Origin of the sequence: Pediococcus damnosus, from assembly GCF_001611155.1 — a bacterium.
GTDB classification, from domain to species: domain Bacteria; phylum Bacillota; class Bacilli; order Lactobacillales; family Lactobacillaceae; genus Pediococcus; species Pediococcus damnosus.
On record NZ_CP012294.1, the window covers coordinates 1629244 to 1648869 of the forward strand.

The window sequence follows — 19626 nt, forward strand, 5'->3', positions numbered from 1 at the left end:
AAAAGCCTAAAGCAAGGCCAGAAAGCGATTGCAAATAACAAATATAAAGTTTATGCTCTATTTAAATACAATTAGTACTTGGCGGGCAATGACGATCATTTTGCAAGTATAGGGGTGTTAACTATGGGTGGAACAGTTGGTATCGTGTTGGTGGGGCTTGTCGTAAGAGCTATTGAGATCGGTGCAGTGATTTATTTCTTTTATTTATTACATCGCATTGTAAAGTTGTTGGAAAAGATTAGTAATCGTCAGTAATAAATGATATTGAAAATATATATGAGCTTATAAAAATTAATCCTTAAATTTGTTGAAACAATGGAGGCAAATCCTATCATAGTTAAACTATGATGGGATTTTTTTATTACGTGGTACAGTTTATTTAAGTATTTGTTGTTTATTTATAAAAATGGTGCTATGATATCAGTGTAATATCAAGTAAGCGATTTCATATAAAAATTTGGGGAGGTTTTATTATGTATATGATTCCAGCATCAGCATTTAAAATGACCAATAGTTTTTCTGTGGATAAAGCAGGGACACTGACTAAATCGTTCACATCCATGCGGATCAGCATTGGTGGCCAAGTGTATCCAAAGTTTCCATTGAAAACTAATGGTGAAGCAGCCAAGATAGCTAGAGGCTTTTTGGGATTACCTGCGACTTCAACAATCGAATTTACTGAAAATGAGATGAAGGTTCATGACAAAGAAGATAAGGTTGTTAAAGTTGAAAAAATTAGCGATTTTCAACTCGTTCAATTCGGAGTTATCAGAAAAATGGGATTTGCAATGAGAGTTCCAATGCTCACTAGTGCAATGACCATGGCGGTTGTGACAAACGATCAAAATTACTATATTTTAAATTCTGATTTTACCCCTTTCAAACAGTTAGTCGATCTGTTTAAGGCTCAATCAGTTGAAATTGAGGATCCGTTTGATATTGCCTCATTACCTAATAATGATAAACGTGATGAATATTTCAATAAAACATACGAAGATCGAATTAAAGGTACCAATTATCCTATATCATATGGGTCAAATTATGGGATAAAAGGTTTTTAACCAAAATTCAAAGTGTGGTGCAGAGAAAAATATGCAAGTTGTTTCCAAAAAATATTGAGAAAGGTGAACATAATGAAAACATTTTTAGGAATTATCATTATATTAATTAGTATCGGGATTATTTACTTAGGGATTCGGTACATTCGAGATAACAAAAAGACTTATGCTAAAGCTGGCGTTAAGGTTGATTTTAAGAAAACACCCGTAGCCAATGGTTTTGCACCTGGGTTGATAGGTACCATGATGATTCTAGTTGGTATTTGTGGCTTGGTATGGGGCGTAGTTGTTCTTTAAGTAGGTAGATATTTCTGGCTTTGGGGGGGAGTAACACATGGTAAATAATTTATCAGTGAAATACGTTCGGGTGTTGAAGCAATGGTATATGTGGCAATTAGGAAGCATGCTTCTCGCGTTTTGTCTGACTTTCTTTTGGGAGCCATTTGGACCGACACGACTCGTTGAAGTGATTTTTGGACTGTTAGCGGTAATTTTCGGAATTGGTATTCCGTTTGAAAAACCTTTTCGAACTGATCAGAAAATCAGAAGAGGGCTGAGAAAGTGCAATTATTATTTTCAATCAGTTATCCAATTATTACTATTACCACTAGGCTTGGCAGCTTTTACACTGATTTTTCATAAAGTTTTACTTATCAATTATCCGATTCTTGCGGTTTTAGCACTTTTGTATTTGTTGGTTATGTATTTGCCTGTTGCTTACTATGTGCTTGTAAATATTCAATCTTACATTGGCAGAATTATTTTAATTCTGGTCATCATTTTTGAAACTCTCGGTTCCGGATCGTTACTTTCATTAATGTATACAAGGCCAAATGAAATTGGCTCAGTTTTACAAACGATTGATATGAGTGGGATTATGAATGCTTTTGCATTTATGATTACGGTTGGCTTTTTGATGTATTTATGGGGATTTAAGCAGCCTGGTTTTCGGATCTCTCGCCATGTAAATTGGGTGATCATGAGTTTTGTGATTGTGCTGTTGTTAGCAATTGTGGTTTGGAATGCGTTTGGATCTGGAGACAAGCTTTCAAACATGTTTACAAGTTTTGATTTTTCACCTGGGCATTTTAGTTTAAAAGTAATTTTGAGTGCCCTTGAAACAATTTCTGAGGAATGGGCATTTCGTTTTGCCGTACTATTTCTGAGTTTAAGAGCGTTTAGCAAACGGAAAAATCAATTTGTGTGGGTAGTTGTTATTAATGGAATCCTGTTTGGATTATGGCATGCTTCCAACGTGCTTGCTGGACAAGCGGTAAACGCAACGCTGAACCAAATGATATTCGCTGTGGGGCTAGGAATGTTGTTTGCAGCCGTTTATCTATACACGCAGAGCATTGCTGTTACAATGATTACACATTTTCTTTTGGACGTCTCGGCCTTTTCATATATGAACGGCAATTTCTTAATGTCCAGTCCGGATGGTTTTGATTGGGTAGAAACTTGGATTTTGTTTGTGGTTACCGTGACAGTAGCAATGTTCTTAATTACAGGTAAACGAAAACAGAGTATTCAAAAATCACTGGTTTACCAATAAAAATAGGTAATGTGGGGGAATAAATATGTTAATTGAAAGATTAGTTGGTGTGTTGGTCATATTAGGGGCCGTTTGGCAGTTTTATGCATTTCAAAAGTCTTTTAAAGAGATGAAGGCGACAGCCAATAAAAATACGAATGTATTAATTGGTTTCGCTTTGTGGATGGGCTTGTTTTTTGGAATTATTTTGTTGCTTGGTGGCCTGGGTTTACTTTTCGGAGCTTTTTAAAGACATAATAAAAATGTCATTCCAATTAAATTTGGAATGGCATTTTTGATTGTTGAGCCTTAATTATTAGAAATAATCCGCCAAAATTGGCTTTTCTTGCACAAATAAATTGTCTAATTTTGTAAGTTTTTCCGCATTGGTATCAATTTGGCCAAAGGCGCTTTGTGATGCCAATGAGCGATAACCAAACGCCGCCTTTGTAAATTGTTGAATGGTGAACGTTGGAACCGTCGCTTTTAATTCTGAATCATGTTCAATCCCTATTTTGCCGTCGGTTGCGGAAATCATCCACGTTCCCGAATTTTGGGTAATGATCTCATCTTGAATATTAAAACTAATGGGTTCAAAGTCAGTTTGGGCAAATGGATACTTTGCGAGAAAAGCCTGCAAGCTCACGATGCGGCCCATCATATAAGGCTGAGTAGTAACTTTCAAAGGATATGGGTCAGCCAATAAATCACCTTGATAGTCAGAATTGGCATTTTCAAATGTGTAGCGTTGGTAACCAGCACCATGTTTGAAAACAAAACTTAAAAGTGACTGGTAACTATCAGATTTGAGATGGACAAATTCTTGGACGTGAAATTCATCAGCTGTGCGCGTATAAACGAGATATCCGGTCACTGATTGTTGGTCATCTTGGTAGTAAGCAACTTGCCATTCAGGATGCTTTTCGGTCAGGTAGTGCCACCACCAATTTTGGCGAATCAATCCACCGTTTTGACTGAGCGATGAGTTAAGATAAGTGCCTCGAATCAATGGAATGGCTTTTTCAAGGGTTGTCCGACGAACGCGTCCGTGTTTACTTGGCCGTACCCGAGGTAGTTTGTCACTATCAAGCTGATAAACTTGGTGATCAAAGAGTTGCTCATAGCCAAATTTGCGATAGTAGGCAAAAGAGAAGGGCGCCAGATAGGATAGGACAACCTGATTTTCATACATATCAGTGAGTGCGGCTTTCATGAGGGTTCCCGCTGCCCCTTTTCCAGAATATTCAGGCACGCTCATCACATCGGTAATTCCGTTCATAAGAAAAGATTGACCATGAAAATTGATCTCAAACGGCATACTAAACAGGCCGCTGACTAGGTCGTTATCTTCGTAAATACCGTAAGGAATCCCATGATCAAAGCGAGTGGACCAAAATTGCTTACGAAAAGTACTATCCGATTTATTAAATGCATAGAGATATAAATCATATAGAGCAGATTTTGCTGATTCATCGAGCACGAAACGTGATTTCATAAGAGCCTCCGTATCATTGTTAATACCTTAATTTTAGCATAATTAGCAGTGGTATAGACAGATTTATGATTGAAAGATAAGTTGGAATGTTGTTGCGATGTTTTATTGCAGAAGCTTGCTTCAAACGGTTCTTCTTTGCTATAATATATTTTGTTGCTAAATAGTAATGATTACTTTTTAAAAAGTGAGGACACATGAAAAAAAGAAAGTGGCTTTACGGCGCTCTTATTTTTATGGGCGTGTTAATGATTGTGCTGGGCGGCTGTGGTCGCAAACCACAAACTTCTAATAAATTACATATTGTGGCCTCCCTAAATTTTTATGGAGAAACAGCAAAGGCCGTCGTTGGAAAGTACGGCACCGTTAAATCAATTATTAATAGTCCTAATATTGATCCGCATGATTTTGAGCCAACTGCCAATTCTGCTAAATCAGTTGCGAGGGCAGATGTTGTTGTTTATAACGGTTTGGGGTACGATAGTTGGATGCAAAGATTGATTAGCTCTGATTCTGAGGGTAATGTTAAGGCTTTAAATGTGAGCAAATCTGTTATGAATAAGAAAACAGGTGATAATCCGCATTTGTGGTATAACGACCAAACGATGGCGAAACTGGCCAATCAGCTTGCCAAAACTTTTGCCAAAAAGGATCCTAAGCACCGTAAACAGTTTGAGGCCAATGCCAAAAAATATGTGGCGTCTTTGAAACCAATGCAGACAAAGGTTAAGCAGCTTAATCAAAATCGGCAAAAAACATTGGTTGATGTGAGTGAACCAGTTTTCAACTATGCGCTTACCAAAATGGGCTATAAAATCAATAATTCACATTTTGCTCTAGCCGTAGAAAATGGTTCGGATCCAACCACTCAAGATATTCGCCAAATGCAAAACGATATCAAACACCAAAAGATTGCGTTTTTTGTTAATAATCCGCAAGCTTCAGATCCAATTGTGAAGAACATGGTGAACTTGGCTAAAAAGCATCATGTGCCCGTTTTGAATGTGACAGAAACGCAACCGAATAATAAGACGTATTTAGAATGGATGACTGATCAATATCAGCAGGTAGCAAAAATTCAAGAGAAAGAAAGATTGCAATGAGTGAACCCGTATTAGATATTAAAAATTTAACCGTGGCATTTCCGGATCACTTAGTTTTAAATGATCTTTCGGTTCAATTAAATAAAGGCGACTTTTTGAGTGTGGTTGGTCAAAATGGGGTTGGTAAAACAACTTTAGTCCGAGTGATCTTACACCAACTGGCACCACAGAAGGGCAGTGTGACCTATACGCCTAATTTTAAGCAAATGAAAATTGGCTATGTTCCCCAATTTCGAAATATTGACGAGGAATACCCGCTATCTATTCGTGATTTTGTCGGCTTAAATCTGCATGATAGTCATTTGTCATGGCTATCTAAAAATGAACGAAAAAAGTTAAACCGAATTATAAAAGATACTAACTTAGAATCCATCCAAAATACACCACTTGGTGAGGCGTCAGGTGGCGAAAAGCAAAAAGCTTACTTGGCCCAGGCCCTGATCAATGATCCAGATCTTTTGATTTTGGATGAATCAACGGCCAGTTTAGATAGTGTCCGTAAATTTGAATTGTTGGATCTGGTCCAAGAATTTAATGTGCATCAAAATGTGTCAGTTTTATTCATTACCCATGATATTGAGCTGGCACAAAAGTATGCCAATCAGTACTTGCTTATGCGCCACGGTAGTTACGAGAGTGGCCCGATTAGTCAGTTTAAGGAAGCAGATTTAGAGGAGGCCGAACATGCTTAGTTTTGCGTTTATGCGTCATGCCTATATGGCGGGAACGATCATTGCGGTTATCAGTGGTATTATCGGCGTTTACGTAATTGGTCGTAACATGTCCTTTCTAAGTCATATGCTTTCTGAAATTGGTTTTTCGGGAGCTTCATTTGGAATCTTTATGAATTGGCCCCCGCTAAATGGAATGTTGATTTTTACAATTATTAGTTCCGTTTTGATTGGTCAGATGAGTTCCAAGTCTTCACGAAGAGAATCTTCAATCAGTGCGATTTCCAGTTTGTTTTTAGGGTCAGGAATTTTATTTCTGTCGTTAGCAAATAAAAACGCGAGTGATGCCACCAGTATTTTGTTTGGCAGTATGATTGGTATTAGTTCAGCCGAAGTTAAACAAATTATGTGGTTATCATTGGTGGTTCTGGTTGTGATTTTTCTGGTTTATCGTGATCTAAAGTTTGATTCATTTGATCATGTTGGGGCAGCGGTAAAAGGCGTTAATACACAGGCTATTTCGGTTGTTTTCTTGGTGATTCTGGCCTTGAGTGTGAGCGTTGCAGCTCAAATCGTAGGCTCTTTACTAATCTTCGTGTTATTGACGTTGCCTGCTTCAAGTGCAAAGTACTTTACGAGGACGGTTAGCGGCATGATGGTGTTTGCGATTGGCGCGGCTTTATTAGGTGTTTGGCTTGGATTATATTTAGGCTACGTCACCAATTGGCCGGTTAGTTTCTTCATCGCCATCATTGAATGCCTTATTTACTTTGGAGCATTGGGATGGCATCGAATTAAGAGTTAGTAATATTTAAGACTTAGTTAGTTTTAGATAAATCTGCTGGCCGTTTTATAAAAAAGCTTCAAGCAAATATTATTGCTTGAAGCTTTTTTATGTTTGTTGTTTATGATTTTGTCTATAACGTTTGCTGTATGGAATGTGGTAATCATAAATTTCTTTAAAGACAACGTAATCCTTAAAATTTAGTTTTTTAAGCATCGTTAAAAATTCTTTGCTATCAGAAAAATCTTTTTCTGAATTATTTCCGAAATATAAATTTTGCAAAAATTTTGAAAATTGTATGGTTAGTTGAGATGAGAAATCATCTACATCCTGTGTATTGGGATATTTGTTAACAAGGCTATAGTGGTCACGATTATAATCGAAGGATACTAAAGCTATTTGAACATAGTTTAAGAATATACTAGCAATGCTTTGTTCAGAAGATGATTTAAGTTCATAAAGGCATCTATATTTTTTAAAACTTTTAACCGCTCTTTCCATACATAAAGGTAGGCTATCCAAATCTCTTCGAAACATAAATATGCCATCAACAAAAGCTCGAAGCTCAAAAAATGTCCACTCTTTAGTTTGCTCAAGATGAATTTTTAAAGGAATGGTTGGCATCAGACTCATAGATAAAGGATTATGACCATGAACATAGATTTTAACATATGCTAAGGCTAATATAGCCTGGTCATGGAGACTTGTACTATTCTCGAACTTTTGATGAATCTTTTGTAACTGAGAATAATCACCAGTAGTTGCTGCCTGGTCAATGATGGAAAGCACGTAACTAAATTTGTCATCATTTTCGCCATAATGCAAGAATTCAAATTCATTTATGCTAGTTCCAAGTCGTTGAAGAATTTTAAATAATTTCTCACTTTCGATATTATAATAACCATTCTCAAAATTGGATGCAAAAGTTCGTGAAATAATTCCAGCATACGTTTCCTTTTGAGTTAGTTTTTTTTGTTTACGTATATATTTGATAGTTGTTCCAATCTTTTTCATTTTTTAAAACCCTTCCTGTGGTAATTGTTAACTATAGTTACAGTATACTTTACAAAATAGAAAATTAACACTTCTCATTTCTGATATATTTAATATATTGACAGGAGGATTGATTTGAAAAAACAATTTAGCTTAATAAGTTTAGTCACCTTTTTCTTTAATATAGTAGTTACATCGGTTAATTTTATGGTTGGTTTAGTTTTTTTAAAAGAGACCGGTTCAGCATTTGTTTTTGGAACTTTAGTTGTTATTGGTCCATTAGTGAGTCTAATTTTGACCCCATTTATGACAAAAATCGTAGATCAAAATAATCATAAAATCGTAATGCTTGTTTCACAGATATTTACACTAGTAAGTTTGTTTCTATATGAAGTAGTAATGCAGTTACTTCCTAGATGGAATCTGGAATGGACATATCTTTTGATTGTTGGAATTAGAATTGGAGAAGAATTGTTCACAGTGTGTTTAAAGGCTTCTGTTCCACAAATTGTAGATAAAGGAAACTATCAGCGTGTAAATGCAGGAATGCAGACTTCCATTGCGATTGCAAATATTAGTGGGCCAATTCTAGGTGGATTTGTATTCGGGCTTATCACATTATCGGTATATGTATGGATTGCAATTTTAGTAGTTATTGTTTCAACACGTTTTACTAAGTTGATTAAATTCAATGAGCAACAAAAACAAGCTATGAGTGGTAACCAAACCTTTGGTAAAGTGTTAAGTTATCTAAATTCGCAAGGAAATATTAAAAGCTTGGTGCTAATTGCGATGTTTGTTAATTTCTTTGCATCCGCAATTACTATTGGTCTTCCCATAGTTGTTTTACGACAATTGCATCTGTCTAATCTTACATATAGTTTTCTTGATAGTATGACAAGTGTAGCAATGCTATTGGGAGGAGTACTATTAACTATTCATGTTAGTGAGGATGAATTAAAAACAGTATATAAATCCATGTTAGGTTTCGGAGGTATTCTTTTTCTTTTTGGTATTCCAGGATTGGCCAAAAATCATTCTGCAATTGCCATTATGTTATTAGTGGTGTTAACTTCTGGATTTGGGCTGTCAGCAGTGTTTGCGAACACTAGTATGACAACTTATATACAAAAAATAGTACCAAACGAAATTCAAGGGGGAATTTATTCTATTATAAATGCCGTTTCTCAGCTATTTGTTCCGTTAGGGTCTCTTGGGTACGGTATTTTATTTGATAAGTTTTCGGAGACAATAATTTTCTTTGCTTCTGGATTAATAGCAGTTATTGGAACTGTAATAGTTATGAAAAAATATATATTTAGGAAAGTAATGGAAAATAGATGAAACCATATTTAATTAAAAACGCAACATGGACTTTTGGTATCAAGATCGAATTAAGTATTTTGGAGACAATGTGAAAATAGATTACCTAAATATAAATTGGGTACAGTCTCCGCATATTTTACGTGCTAATCAAGCATATAAGTATTTGTCAGCTTGGATAATTGGTTTTTATTTATCCAGAGAATATCATGGATTTAAAAATATGTTTAATCCAGAAAAATGGAAATTGACAAATAAACGAATAGACGAAGCAATAGATTTTTTTGAAGATGGGGTAAATAATATGACTGAGTTTAATTAAAGCTCTTATATTTGTGAATGATACTAGATTTTAAATATCCATTATAAATTAATCATAATTTTTTGATTGATTTCTAATGGTTTTTTTTGTTACAGTCATATATATATAAATAACGGTAATATTTACAAAATTATGTTCAAAACACGAACATTTATGCTATGATCGAGAGTAAAGTAACTTTTAATTTAGAATGGAGTGTTAACGTTGAGTGTCCGAAGAAGTGATCGATTAATCGATATGACAAGGTATTTTCTAGAACGACCACACACGTTAGTAACGTTAAGCTTTTTTGCTGAACGGTATGCGTCTGCAAAATCTTCGATCAGTGAGGATATGGCCATTATTAAACGAACATTCGCGAATCGGGGCACTGGGAGATTAGAAACAATTCCTGGAGCGGCCGGGGGAGCCTTATTTATACCAACTATTAAAAAAGGCGAGGCTAGTGAAATTATTGAAGATTTAATTCAACAACTTTCGACGGCGGACCGGATTTTGCCAGGTGGCTATTTATACATGTCTGATTTATTGAGTGATCCAACCGTTCTTAAAAGGGTGGGTCGTTTGATTGCCAGTGAGTATGCAGATGAAAAAGTTGATGCAATCATGACTGTTGAAACAAAAGGAATTCCGATTGCCCAGAGTGTGGCAAATTATTTAGGGGTTCCGTTTATCATTGTGCGGCATGATTCAAAGATTACAGAGGGCTCCACGATCAGTGTGAATTACGTGTCTGGATCATCTGCACAAATCAAGAAAATGGAGCTCTCTAAACGGAGCCTGAAAGCTGGAACACGAGTTCTAGTTGTCGATGACTATATGAAGGGTGGCGGCACCTTAAAAGGGATGCAGGCGCTGATTACTGAGTTTGAAGCGGAATTGATTGGCACAACCGTTTTTGCGGAAGGTAGTTTTACAGGACACCGCATGATTGATAATGTCACTTCTTTATTGAGTGTGGATGCCAACAGTGACGAGATTCGGATTCAACCGGGTAATTATTTAGATAAAGTCTTCGAACAAGCTGATTAGTTTGTTATTAAATTTAAAAATTAAGGAGAACATTTAATGAGTGGAAAGTATACGGTTATCTTGGCAGCCGGTCAAGGAACACGGATGAAATCAAAATTATATAAAGTGCTGCACCGCGTTTGTGGAAAATCGATGGTCGATCATGTGTTGACCCAAGTCGAAAAAACTAACATGGATAAAGTGGTTACGGTTGTGGGTAGTGGCGCTGAACAAGTTGAGGCAGAACTTGGCAAACGGACTGAATATGCATATCAAAAATCGCAATTAGGAACGGGACACGCCGTTTTACAAACTGAAGATATTTTGGGAGACCAAGACGGGATGACAATGGTTGTAAGTGGTGATACGCCACTTTTCCGTGCCAGTACTTTTGAAGATTTATTTGAGTATCATAAAGAAAAGGGTGCTGCAGCAACAATTTTAACAGTCGATGCAGATGATCCATTTTCCTATGGTCGAATTGTCCGTAATAATGTTGGGGTTGTGTCTAAAATTGTGGAAGAAAAAGATGCGACGCGTGAAGAAGCAGCCATTCATGAAATTAATACAGGCGTTTACTGTTTTGATAACAAAAAATTATTTTCGGCTTTACATAAAGTAAAGAATGATAATGCGCAGGGCGAGTATTACTTACCAGACGTAATTGAAATTATGAAATCCGAAGGCGAGATTGTTGCTGCGTACGAAATGAAAGACTTTTCTGAATCAATGGGTGTGAATGATCGTAAGGCTCTTGCCAACGCAACTAAAATTATGCAAGAACGCATTAATGATCAGCATATGGCTAACGGAGTTTCGCTGATTGATCCAGAAAATACGTATATTGACGTGGATGTCAAAATTGGTTCTGACACAATCGTGGAACCTGGAGTGTCAATTTCTGGGAAAACTGAAATTGGTTCTGACTGTGTAATTGGAGCTAATTCTAAAATTGTTTCTTCTAAAATTGGCGATCGAGTTCATGTTACTTCATCGACAATTGAAGAATCAATTATGCATGATGACAGTGATATTGGGCCTAACAGTCACTTACGCCCAGAAGCTGAGATTGGGGAATCCGTTCATATCGGAAACTTCTGTGAAATCAAGAAGACAAAATTGGGTGCCCGAACCAAAGTTGGTCATTTAACTTACGTTGGGAACGCCGTGTTGGGCTCAGATATCAACGTTGGCTGTGGGGTTGTATTTGTTAACTACGATGGGATTAATAAACATACATCTATCATTGGCAACCATGCATTTATCGGAAGTAATTCGAATATTATTGCGCCTGTTAAGATGGCAGACTATTCGTACGTTGCAGCTGGTTCAACAATTACCGACGATCTGGCGAAGTACGATATGGGTATTGCACGAGAACGACAAACAACTAAACCGGGTTATTTTAAAAAATTACCTGTTTATGAAGCAGCAAAAAAAGAGGAAGCAGAACGACAAAAAGACTAATTTGATGTCGGTTTGGACTTGCTTTTGGTCCTGTAAATGACTTATCATATAGAGTGGTAATCGAACAGATTCTTAAAAATCATTATTGGAGGATTTCATGTCTGGACAATATTCTGATCCAAAGCTGAAGATCTTTGCTTTGAATTCAAACAAGCCTTTAGCAGAAAAAATTGCTAAAGCAGTTGGTGTTAAGCTGGGTAAGACGTCTGTTGATCGTTTTAGCGATGGTGAAATTAGAATTAACATTGAAGAAAGTATTCGTGGGGACCAAGTGTATATTATTCAATCTACCTCGGCACCTGTTAATGATAATTTGATGGAACTTTTAATTATGATTGATGCATTGCGGAGAGCGAGCGCACAGACTATTAACGTTGTGATTCCTTATTATGGTTATGCTCGTCAAGATCGTAAGGCCCGTTCACGGGAACCAATTACCGCAAAACTTGTGGCTAATATGATTGAAAAGGCTGGTGCAACGCGGATTATTGCGCTTGATTTACACGCTGCACAAATTCAAGGATTCTTTGATATTCCAATGGACCATTTGATGGGTGCGCCATTATTGGCAGATTACTTTATCGAGCATCATCTTGATAAAGATTCTGTTGTGGTTTCTCCTGATCATGGTGGTGTCACACGAGCTCGTAAATTAGCTGAATTTTTGAAAGCTCCCATTGCCATTATTGATAAACGACGACCACGAGCTAATGTGGCTGAGGTTATGAATATTATTGGTGAAGTGAAGGGTAAGCGTTGTATCATGATTGATGATATGATTGATACTGCTGGTACCATTACTTTAGGAGCCCAGGCTTTGATGGATGCGGGTGCAACGGAAGTTTATGCAAGCTGTACACATCCAGTTTTATCTGGCCCAGCGATTGAAAGAATTGCAAACTCTCCAATCAAGGAATTGGTTGTGACAGATTCGATTAATTTACCAGAAGAAAAGAAAATAGATAAGATTACGCAGATTTCAGTAGGACCTTTAATTGGGGAAGCCATTCGTTTAATTCACGAAAACAAACCAGTTAGTCCATTATTTAATAATCGTTTCAGTAAAGAAGAAGCGTCCCGAAGTTAAAAATCAAAATTATATCCAGAAGAAAATTTCATTTTTTCTTCTGGATTTTTTTATCCAAAAACATGATTATTAAGCATTGAAATTATGTAATATTTGGTTGTATAGATGAAAATGAAATAGATGAGAGAATTAAATGCTAGCGCTACCATTAATGTCACCGAGGTGTTAGAATTTAAGTAGGTACAGGTTATAATTTTTTACATAGTTGGCTGGATTAATTTGGGAAAAATTTTCTTGAACAAAACAGCAAAAGTTGAATGCCATGGTTTTATTTGAAGGGAGAGAAATATGAAAAAAGCCGAATTGAAACAAAATCGTAAGTATGCTTTGCTGGCAAGTACACTACTGTTTTCAGCGGGTATTTTAGGGATGGGTGTTACGCCACCCCAAATAAATGCGGATGTTTCAAATGTAGCTGAGTCTTCAAAACAGAACACGGCTACCACTGCTAAGACAGTTAAAGCAACATCAAAATCTGGTAAAACAAAGGTTGCGGATAGTAGTTCGAATTCAGAGGCCGCGCAAGGCACTTTTAAACAGACAAGTGAATATCAAGATGAAGCTGGTAAGAGCATTGCCAGTTCAGACAGTGTTTCGCTTAAAGCTGGCGAAAAATACAGTTTAAATGCACCTAAAACGATTGCAGGATACAAAGTAAATTATGCTAAGAGCAGCTATACGATCACGAATGAAGACGGAACTAATAGTGGTTCGTTAGCTAAACTTGCCGCAAATGTCGGTGTCACCAGCGATCCAAGTAGTTGGACCACTGCGGATTGGCAAAAAGTACTAGATGCTTTTAATGCAACTACGGTGTCTGAAAATGGGGTTGGCAAAGACTATAGTGTTACGCTGACTTACAAATATGACGCTGAAGCACCAAAGGGCACGTTAAATCAAAAGACGGAGTATCAAAATGAGGCCGGAAACACCATTGCGGATTCTGATACAACGGCGCTCAAAGCTGGCGAGAGTTATAGTTTGAGTGGACCTAAGAACATTTCTGGTTATCAGGTTAACAAGGACAAGAGTAGTTATACAATAGTTAATGAATCTGGAACTCACAAAGGATCACTTACTGAACTTGCTGCAGCCGCAGGAATAGATACTAGCAAATCATGGACAATTAACGATTTGGTAGCCATTCTTAATAAAGATACGGTGTCGGCTAATGCAGTCGGTAAAGATTATAGTATCACGTTGACTTATAAGTATGATGCCGAAGCGCCAAAAGGGATGTTAAATCAAAAGACGGAGTATCAAAATGAGGCCGGAAACACCATTGCGGATTCTGATACAACGGCGCTTAAAGCTGGCGAAAGTTATAGTTTGAGTACTCCAAAAAACATTTCTGGTTATCAGGTTAACAAGGACAAGAGTAGTTATACAATAATTAATGAATCTGGAACTCACAAAGGATCACTAACTGAACTTGCTGCAGCCGCAGGAATAGATACCAGCAAATCATGGACAATTAATGATTTGGTAGCCATTCTTAACAAAGATACGGTATCGGCTAATGCTGTTGGTAAGGGCTATGCAATTACGCTGACTTACAAATATGATGCTGAGGCGCCAAAAGGAACGTTTAATGAAACAAGTGAATATCAGAATGAAGCAGGAAAAACACTTGCAAAATCTGATAGCGAGGCGCTTAAGGCTGGTGAAAAATACAGTTTGCATACACCAAAGCAGATTGCTGGGTATCAAATTAATTATAGCAAGAGTACTTTTACTTTAATAAATGAAGATGGAACGCATACTGGTTCACTTGCCGAATTTGCTGCAAATGTTGGTGTAACTGGTAATCCAAACACTTGGACATCTGCTGACTGGCAGAAGGTATTAGATGTCTTCAATAATACAACGGTGTCTGAAAATGGTGTTGGTAAAGGCTATGCAATCACATTGACATACAAGTATACTGCGATCAAGCCAACTATCAGTGTTAAACCTAAGATTACGATTAAAAAAGGTTCCAATTTTAAACTTCAAGATTTATTTAATTCAATTGTTTCTTCAACAGGGACAAAGTTAAATTATGCTGAAGCAATTGCAAATGGCAGTTTAACAGTAACGGGACCAAACAACTTTAATACGAACAAAGTAGGGAACAAGGGTACCTATACCTTCACTTATACGGATCCAGTTACTGGGTTGTCTGTAACAGCTACAGGAGTTGTTATTATTGTGGCCGATGGAACACCTGGGAAACCAGGGGAACCTACAACACCTAAACCAACTCCGGGCGATAACGATGGCTCTGGAGATAAAGAGGGTTCCGGTAATGGCGAAACAGACTCCAACTCGGGCCAATCCGGTAATCAAGGTAACGGATTAAGCCAAGGTAATAATGGCAAGGAAACAAGTCAAATTCCTTCAGCTAATGGGCAAACCGTTTCAGGAGCAACCAAAAATAGTCCGAAATCTGTTTCAGCAAATAAAGAATTACCACAAACTGATGAAGCAAATAGTATTGCTGGAAGAAACATTGGGTTGATTGGATTGTTCTTAATGGCCACGCTTGCACTATTCGGAGTAGTTAGAAGAAAAAGATATTAGATTTTAAGATTGCAAAAATGAAGTGTTTCAAATTTCATCGATTTTATATTTAAGAAATAAGCTGTTCCTCTAAAAAGGGGAGCAGCTTATTTGTGTATTAAAGTGGGGATTTTCGTGACCGTTTTTATTTTTTGACAACAAAAAAGTAGACTCTAAGTTCTTCTCAAAGCTTAAAGTCTACCTACGAGGAAAGGTTTTCGCGATTAACATCTTCAGAATCTAAATTGTTAATAACATTACACCTTCATTGTTTAATTGTTCTACCGTCGTGAACCTGACCTACCTGTGATCGTCGTTATCAAAATCTGCTGATATGATCAACGTAAGTTTGAACTCACTTGATACATACATAAATACAGGCTAACGGTGATTAAAGACGGTTTTGGAAGCATTAAGTTTTTTTATGCTAAATACCCTCCGCAAACGTACTTGTTATTTTGTTCTTACTACACAACGTATCTAAACTATTTAGTACTCTGTAAGCTATTTCTAACTCACGTTTTCTCTTGTCATTGGCAACACCTACTTAAACCGAAGCTCAACTACATATCAACCAAACATGAATCTAAATCTGAATCTAAAAACTGAACCAAAATCAGTTGCAACATTTACCAAGAAAGCTATGCACTTACTATTCGCACATCCAGATTTTTGAGCCAAGTAACAACTACTACAACTGCTCACGATGTCTTTCAACATCAAAACTTTATTAAATCGATGCTCATGGTTTGTGATGTCGTATTTCCATAAACCGCACATCCAGGTTTCTTGAGCCAAGTACTAACTACTTTTGCTACTCAAATGTCTTCCAACATCAAAAACTTTATTAAATCGATGCCCATGATTTATAGTATCAGATCATACTCATATAAATCGCGCATCTAAACCTTTGAGTCAAACACATAATTCTGATTGTAACTGCTCACATGTCTTTCAACAAGCAAAACTTTTACATGATGCCCATGAATGGTAAGCCTTCACAACATAGCTCTCAGCTGCGCTTCTACGTTAGATCACCATCGGCAACTATCGACTGACCTAAAGCGCTTTGAGAAGTTTGAGTTAATCGGAAAATTTAACTTTTCCCTTTCCTCACTTATTATATTAGCACGTGATGTAACCGTTTGCAACATAAATGTCTGACTTTTTTTAAACTTATAAAATGGGCCAACAGAATTACCGTTATAAAGGGTTTTGTAGTAAAAAAAGTTAATCAACAAGAATCTTAATTCCCTTGTAGATACTATAAATAGTTAGAGCTAAAACAATAATTGCACCAAGGCCAATAAGAATAATGATAAACCAGCCGGTTGACTGGGCATTCTTTGTGATTAGCCCGTGAACTCCGGCAAGGACAATAAATGTAAGGATCAGCAAAGTAGGTAAAATATGCAACAATAATGCATGTAAGGCATTTCGATGAGTTTCTGGTCGATTAGCTGTTAACAGCCAAACAATTAATGGAAACAAAACAGGTAAAAATAAAATGCTCAGATAGGAAAGGGAACTTAATAATTTATCTTCAATTGTCATAATCTCAACCTCCACGTTCATTTGTTGCCTTCATTTTACCTAAAATGGACAACTTAAGATAGAGATAAGAACCAAACAAAAAAACAGTAGCCAAGTTGCGCTACTGTTTAATCAATTATTTATTTAGTTAAGATTTGCTGGGCGTGAATAACCAACACAGTGCCACCATGGAGAAGCAACTTTTTCAGTAATGACGCCACGATTTTGAGCATCGATCATTTTGCCACTACCGACGTAGATCCCTACATGAGAAATATTCTTTTTACTAGAACCAAAGAAAACTAAGTCGCCTTGTTTTCGTGAACTAGTTGAAGCTTTTTTATAACTGTTGTATTGAGATTGTGCGGTTCTTGGTAAGGTTTTGTTGATTGCTTTTTTATAAACATATTTTGATAAGCCGGAACAGTCAAAACGATTTGGACCAACAGCGCCATAAACATAGCGTTTGCCTAATTGTTTTCGTGCATTTGTGTAAATCTTATTGTAAGTACCTGTACCAGGCTTAACTTTGAGATAACCATGCCAAACCCAACCAGAATACAGACCATTACTACTAGTAGCATAAAAATATTGGGTACGAACGCCATTTTTCAAGACAATTCGTGATTTTGTGACCTTAAAAGTAGTTCTTGGGAAATTCTTTAAATAATGAGCTGTTTTAAAGGTGACATAGGGAAGTTTCCCGTTTAGGTTGTACATATTCCCCTTGGCACTTGATCTGATGTAAGATTTTGTAGTTACATTTTTCGTAGAAACTACACGGTATTTTGTAGCTGCGTGAGCTTCAGTGTTTGAAATAGCAGTGATACCAATAAACATGGAAAGAAGCGCGAATAATTTAATTATGTTTTTCATGAGTTACCCCCGTATAAATTGTATATTTATAATAATACGGGTTATATATTACAAAAACGTAACTAAGGTATCTCATTAAGATTAAGTAAAGAACATATTGACGAAATAATTCATTCCAAGCCCAAAATAACACTTCAAATAGCTATAGAATGTGCATAAATTGATCGTATCGTAATTTGAGATAGCAATTTTTTTAATTTTAAAATAAAAAGAGCCACTGTAAAGTGGACTCTTAATAATTGCATAATTATAAAAATTAATTGGCATGATCTAAAGGAATTCTCTTTTTGTTACGTTTCTTCTTTAGTAGGCTTAATTGATCCTTCAACACTTGAACCTCATCATTATGTTTCTCTTTCCAATCCTTGTATGTAGATCGTGTATCAGTATCGCCAATTTCCAGTCCAGTTTCAAGCCAAAAGACGGCTTCTGTTAGGCTACCGAAATTCTTCATCCACAAAGTGTGACCGTTGTCTGAATCAAACGCAACATAGGATTTGTAATGCTTTGTAAGGTAGGTATGTTTCATGATTTTAAAAGCTTTACGCTGCCTTGTCAGTTTGTAATCAGGTAAAATAAAATGGCCTTGTGATTTGAGCTCGGGAACGTTATTATTTCGTTTTTGTTCTTTATAATCGATTAAAAATTCTTTAGCTGTTGGTTTAGTGATTAGTTCGACATCGATTTGACTCATGGTCATTCCCCCTAAGATATAATAGTTATATTTTACCATAAGACGTCCATTTTTACTTCTACAAACCAGGCGATTAGTACAAATTTAAAGGAGAATTAAAAAGTTTTCGCGTTTTCAGCGCATCAATATTGAGTATTTTATTTAAATCTTTTATACTTTTAAGTAGATAGAAATTATAAAAGGTTTTTAATATACGTAGGAGATGACCATATGCGAAAATATATTGCAGAAATTATTGGAACGTTTGTTTTGGTTTTTGTTGGAACGGGTACAGTTGTGATTGCTAAAGGTAGCACACTTACGATTGGTTTGGCCTTTGGATTAGCGGTAACTGTCATGGCTTATTCAGTAGGTGCCATTTCAGGTGGGCACTTTAACCCGGCGGTATCCCTGGGTATGCTTTTAAATAAGCGAATTAGCGGCAAAGATTTTATTGGGTATGTTATTTCCCAATTTATTGGGGCAATTTTGGCATCAGCGATGGTTTTTGATTTGGTCCATGAATTAGGTTTGTCCACGAAAGATTTAGGGCAAACGGATTTCCCTAATATTTCTGTTGGTGGTGCGTTTGTCACTGAAACGCTCGTGACATTTTTGTTTGTTTTAGTTATTTTGTTGGTAACAAGTAGAAAACTAGGCAATTCAAATTTTGCAGGCTTAATTATCGGATTAACATTAGGTTTGATGATTATTGTGGCATTGAACTTGACGGGCGGTTCATTGAACCCGGCACGAAGTTTTGGCCCAGCCCTCTTTGTGGGTGGATCGGCAATGGCGCATTATTGGTTGTACTTAACGGCTCCATTGGTAGGAGCGGTGTTGGCAGCCGGTGTGAGTCAGTATTTGGGTAGTGAAGAATAAAAGTGAGCGAGGCAAAGCGTTAAAAGCCAAGAAATACCTGTCCTGGATGCGGGATCGCAATCCCGCGGGAAGGATAGGTATTTCTTGGCTTTTGCTTTGCCGAGCTGTCCTAAAAAAGAGTGAGCGGATTGAAACGGAAGCTAAAGAGCTATAAACGCGTCGTTAGCGGGATTGCATCCCGCGGTTAGACGTGTTTATAGCTCTTTAGCTGTTTCAAGTAGCTGTCCTAAAGCTCACCCGAAAAAAAACAGGCAGTGAATGCAACCCCGCCATGCT

General features: G+C 36.8%; 20 protein-coding genes. 15 read left to right on the plus strand and 5 right to left on the minus strand.

Annotation, left to right across the window (positions count from 1 at the left end; translation table 11 throughout):
* Positions 1–123: 123 nt before the first annotated feature.
* The 5 genes from ADU73_RS10675 to ADU73_RS07565 all read left to right on the plus strand — a co-directional run bounded on the left by ADU73_RS10675 (position 124) and on the right by ADU73_RS07565 (position 2842).
* Complete coding sequence (locus ADU73_RS10675; RefSeq protein ID WP_257722204.1) at positions 124–255, plus strand: hypothetical protein; 132 nt, start codon at positions 124–126, stop codon at positions 253–255.
* A gap of 218 nt (positions 256–473) precedes the next feature.
* Positions 474–1061 (plus strand): hypothetical protein, encoded by a 588-nt coding sequence (locus ADU73_RS07550; protein WP_046871074.1) that lies wholly within the window; start codon positions 474–476, stop codon positions 1059–1061.
* A gap of 72 nt (positions 1062–1133) precedes the next feature.
* Complete coding sequence (locus ADU73_RS07555; protein ID WP_046871073.1) at positions 1134–1355, plus strand: hypothetical protein; 222 nt, start codon at positions 1134–1136, stop codon at positions 1353–1355.
* 37 nt (positions 1356–1392) lie between these two features.
* The gene (locus tag ADU73_RS07560) at positions 1393–2613 is read left to right on the plus strand and encodes a CPBP family intramembrane glutamic endopeptidase (protein WP_046871072.1); all 1221 of its coding nucleotides are present in this window, start codon (positions 1393–1395) and stop codon (positions 2611–2613) included.
* Positions 2614–2638: 25 nt separating this feature from the next.
* A complete protein-coding gene (locus ADU73_RS07565; RefSeq protein WP_046871071.1) occupies positions 2639–2842 on the plus strand; it encodes a hypothetical protein in 204 nt (67 codons plus the stop codon).
* 66 nt (positions 2843–2908) lie between these two features.
* Here the strand turns inward: ADU73_RS07565 and ADU73_RS07570 are convergent, their stop codons facing one another.
* Positions 2909–4087 (minus strand): GNAT family N-acetyltransferase, encoded by a 1179-nt coding sequence (locus ADU73_RS07570; protein WP_046871070.1) that lies wholly within the window; start codon positions 4085–4087, stop codon positions 2909–2911.
* 194 nt (positions 4088–4281) lie between these two features.
* Here ADU73_RS07570 and ADU73_RS07575 point away from each other — a divergent pair, with 194 nt between their 5' ends.
* From ADU73_RS07575 to ADU73_RS07585, 3 genes are read left to right on the plus strand one after another with little or no spacing between them, the layout of a single operon-like run.
* Positions 4282–5187: a metal ABC transporter solute-binding protein gene (locus ADU73_RS07575; RefSeq protein ID WP_062913354.1), complete on the plus strand. Its 906-nt coding sequence runs from the start codon at positions 4282–4284 to the stop codon at positions 5185–5187.
* Entirely contained in the window at positions 5184–5879 is a 696-nt protein-coding gene (locus ADU73_RS07580; protein WP_046871548.1) for a metal ABC transporter ATP-binding protein, read from the plus strand. Before ADU73_RS07575 ends, ADU73_RS07580 begins: the two co-directional genes overlap by 4 nt.
* A complete protein-coding gene (locus tag ADU73_RS07585) occupies positions 5872–6663 on the plus strand; it encodes a metal ABC transporter permease (protein WP_046871547.1) in 792 nt (263 codons plus the stop codon). Before ADU73_RS07580 ends, ADU73_RS07585 begins: the two co-directional genes overlap by 8 nt.
* An 87-nt stretch (positions 6664–6750) precedes the next feature.
* Here ADU73_RS07585 and ADU73_RS07590 read toward each other — a convergent pair whose 3' ends face one another.
* Positions 6751–7656, minus strand: a complete 906-nt coding sequence (locus ADU73_RS07590) for a helix-turn-helix domain-containing protein (protein WP_062913355.1) — start codon at positions 7654–7656, stop codon at positions 6751–6753.
* Between the two features lie 114 nt (positions 7657–7770).
* On the opposite strand from ADU73_RS07590, the gene ADU73_RS07595 reads away from it, so the two are divergent.
* The 6 genes from ADU73_RS07595 (at position 7771) to ADU73_RS07620 (ending at position 15407) form a co-directional block, all read left to right on the plus strand.
* Positions 7771–8979, plus strand: coding sequence for an MFS transporter (locus tag ADU73_RS07595; protein WP_062913356.1), 1209 nt, complete (start codon positions 7771–7773; stop codon positions 8977–8979).
* A gap of 25 nt (positions 8980–9004) precedes the next feature.
* The gene (locus ADU73_RS07600) at positions 9005–9280 is read left to right on the plus strand and encodes a hypothetical protein (RefSeq protein ID WP_046871544.1); all 276 of its coding nucleotides are present in this window, start codon (positions 9005–9007) and stop codon (positions 9278–9280) included.
* Between the two features lie 204 nt (positions 9281–9484).
* Entirely contained in the window at positions 9485–10312 is an 828-nt protein-coding gene (gene purR, locus ADU73_RS07605) for a pur operon repressor (protein ID WP_080945526.1), read from the plus strand.
* 36 nt (positions 10313–10348) lie between these two features.
* Positions 10349–11758, plus strand: coding sequence for a bifunctional UDP-N-acetylglucosamine diphosphorylase/glucosamine-1-phosphate N-acetyltransferase GlmU (gene glmU, locus ADU73_RS07610; RefSeq protein WP_062913357.1), 1410 nt, complete (start codon positions 10349–10351; stop codon positions 11756–11758).
* Between the two features lie 97 nt (positions 11759–11855).
* Positions 11856–12845, plus strand: coding sequence for a ribose-phosphate diphosphokinase (locus tag ADU73_RS07615; protein ID WP_056986595.1), 990 nt, complete (start codon positions 11856–11858; stop codon positions 12843–12845).
* 288 nt (positions 12846–13133) lie between these two features.
* Positions 13134–15407, plus strand: coding sequence for a MucBP domain-containing protein (locus ADU73_RS07620; RefSeq protein WP_062913358.1), 2274 nt, complete (start codon positions 13134–13136; stop codon positions 15405–15407).
* Positions 15408–16616: 1209 nt separating this feature from the next.
* On the opposite strand, the gene ADU73_RS07625 is transcribed toward ADU73_RS07620, so the two are convergent.
* The 3 genes from ADU73_RS07625 to ADU73_RS07635 form a co-directional block, all read right to left on the minus strand.
* Positions 16617–16940, minus strand: coding sequence for a magnetosome magnetite crystal formation protein family (locus ADU73_RS07625; protein ID WP_046871540.1), 324 nt, complete (start codon positions 16938–16940; stop codon positions 16617–16619).
* Between the two features lie 123 nt (positions 16941–17063).
* Positions 17064–17795: a C40 family peptidase gene (locus ADU73_RS07630; RefSeq protein ID WP_046871539.1), complete on the minus strand. Its 732-nt coding sequence runs from the start codon at positions 17793–17795 to the stop codon at positions 17064–17066.
* 256 nt (positions 17796–18051) lie between these two features.
* The gene (locus tag ADU73_RS07635) at positions 18052–18489 is read right to left on the minus strand and encodes a hypothetical protein (RefSeq protein ID WP_062913359.1); all 438 of its coding nucleotides are present in this window, start codon (positions 18487–18489) and stop codon (positions 18052–18054) included.
* Positions 18490–18699: 210 nt separating this feature from the next.
* Here ADU73_RS07635 and ADU73_RS07640 point away from each other — a divergent pair, with 210 nt between their 5' ends.
* Positions 18700–19350 (plus strand): MIP/aquaporin family protein, encoded by a 651-nt coding sequence (locus tag ADU73_RS07640; protein WP_046871537.1) that lies wholly within the window; start codon positions 18700–18702, stop codon positions 19348–19350.
* Positions 19351–19626 lie beyond the last annotated feature (276 nt).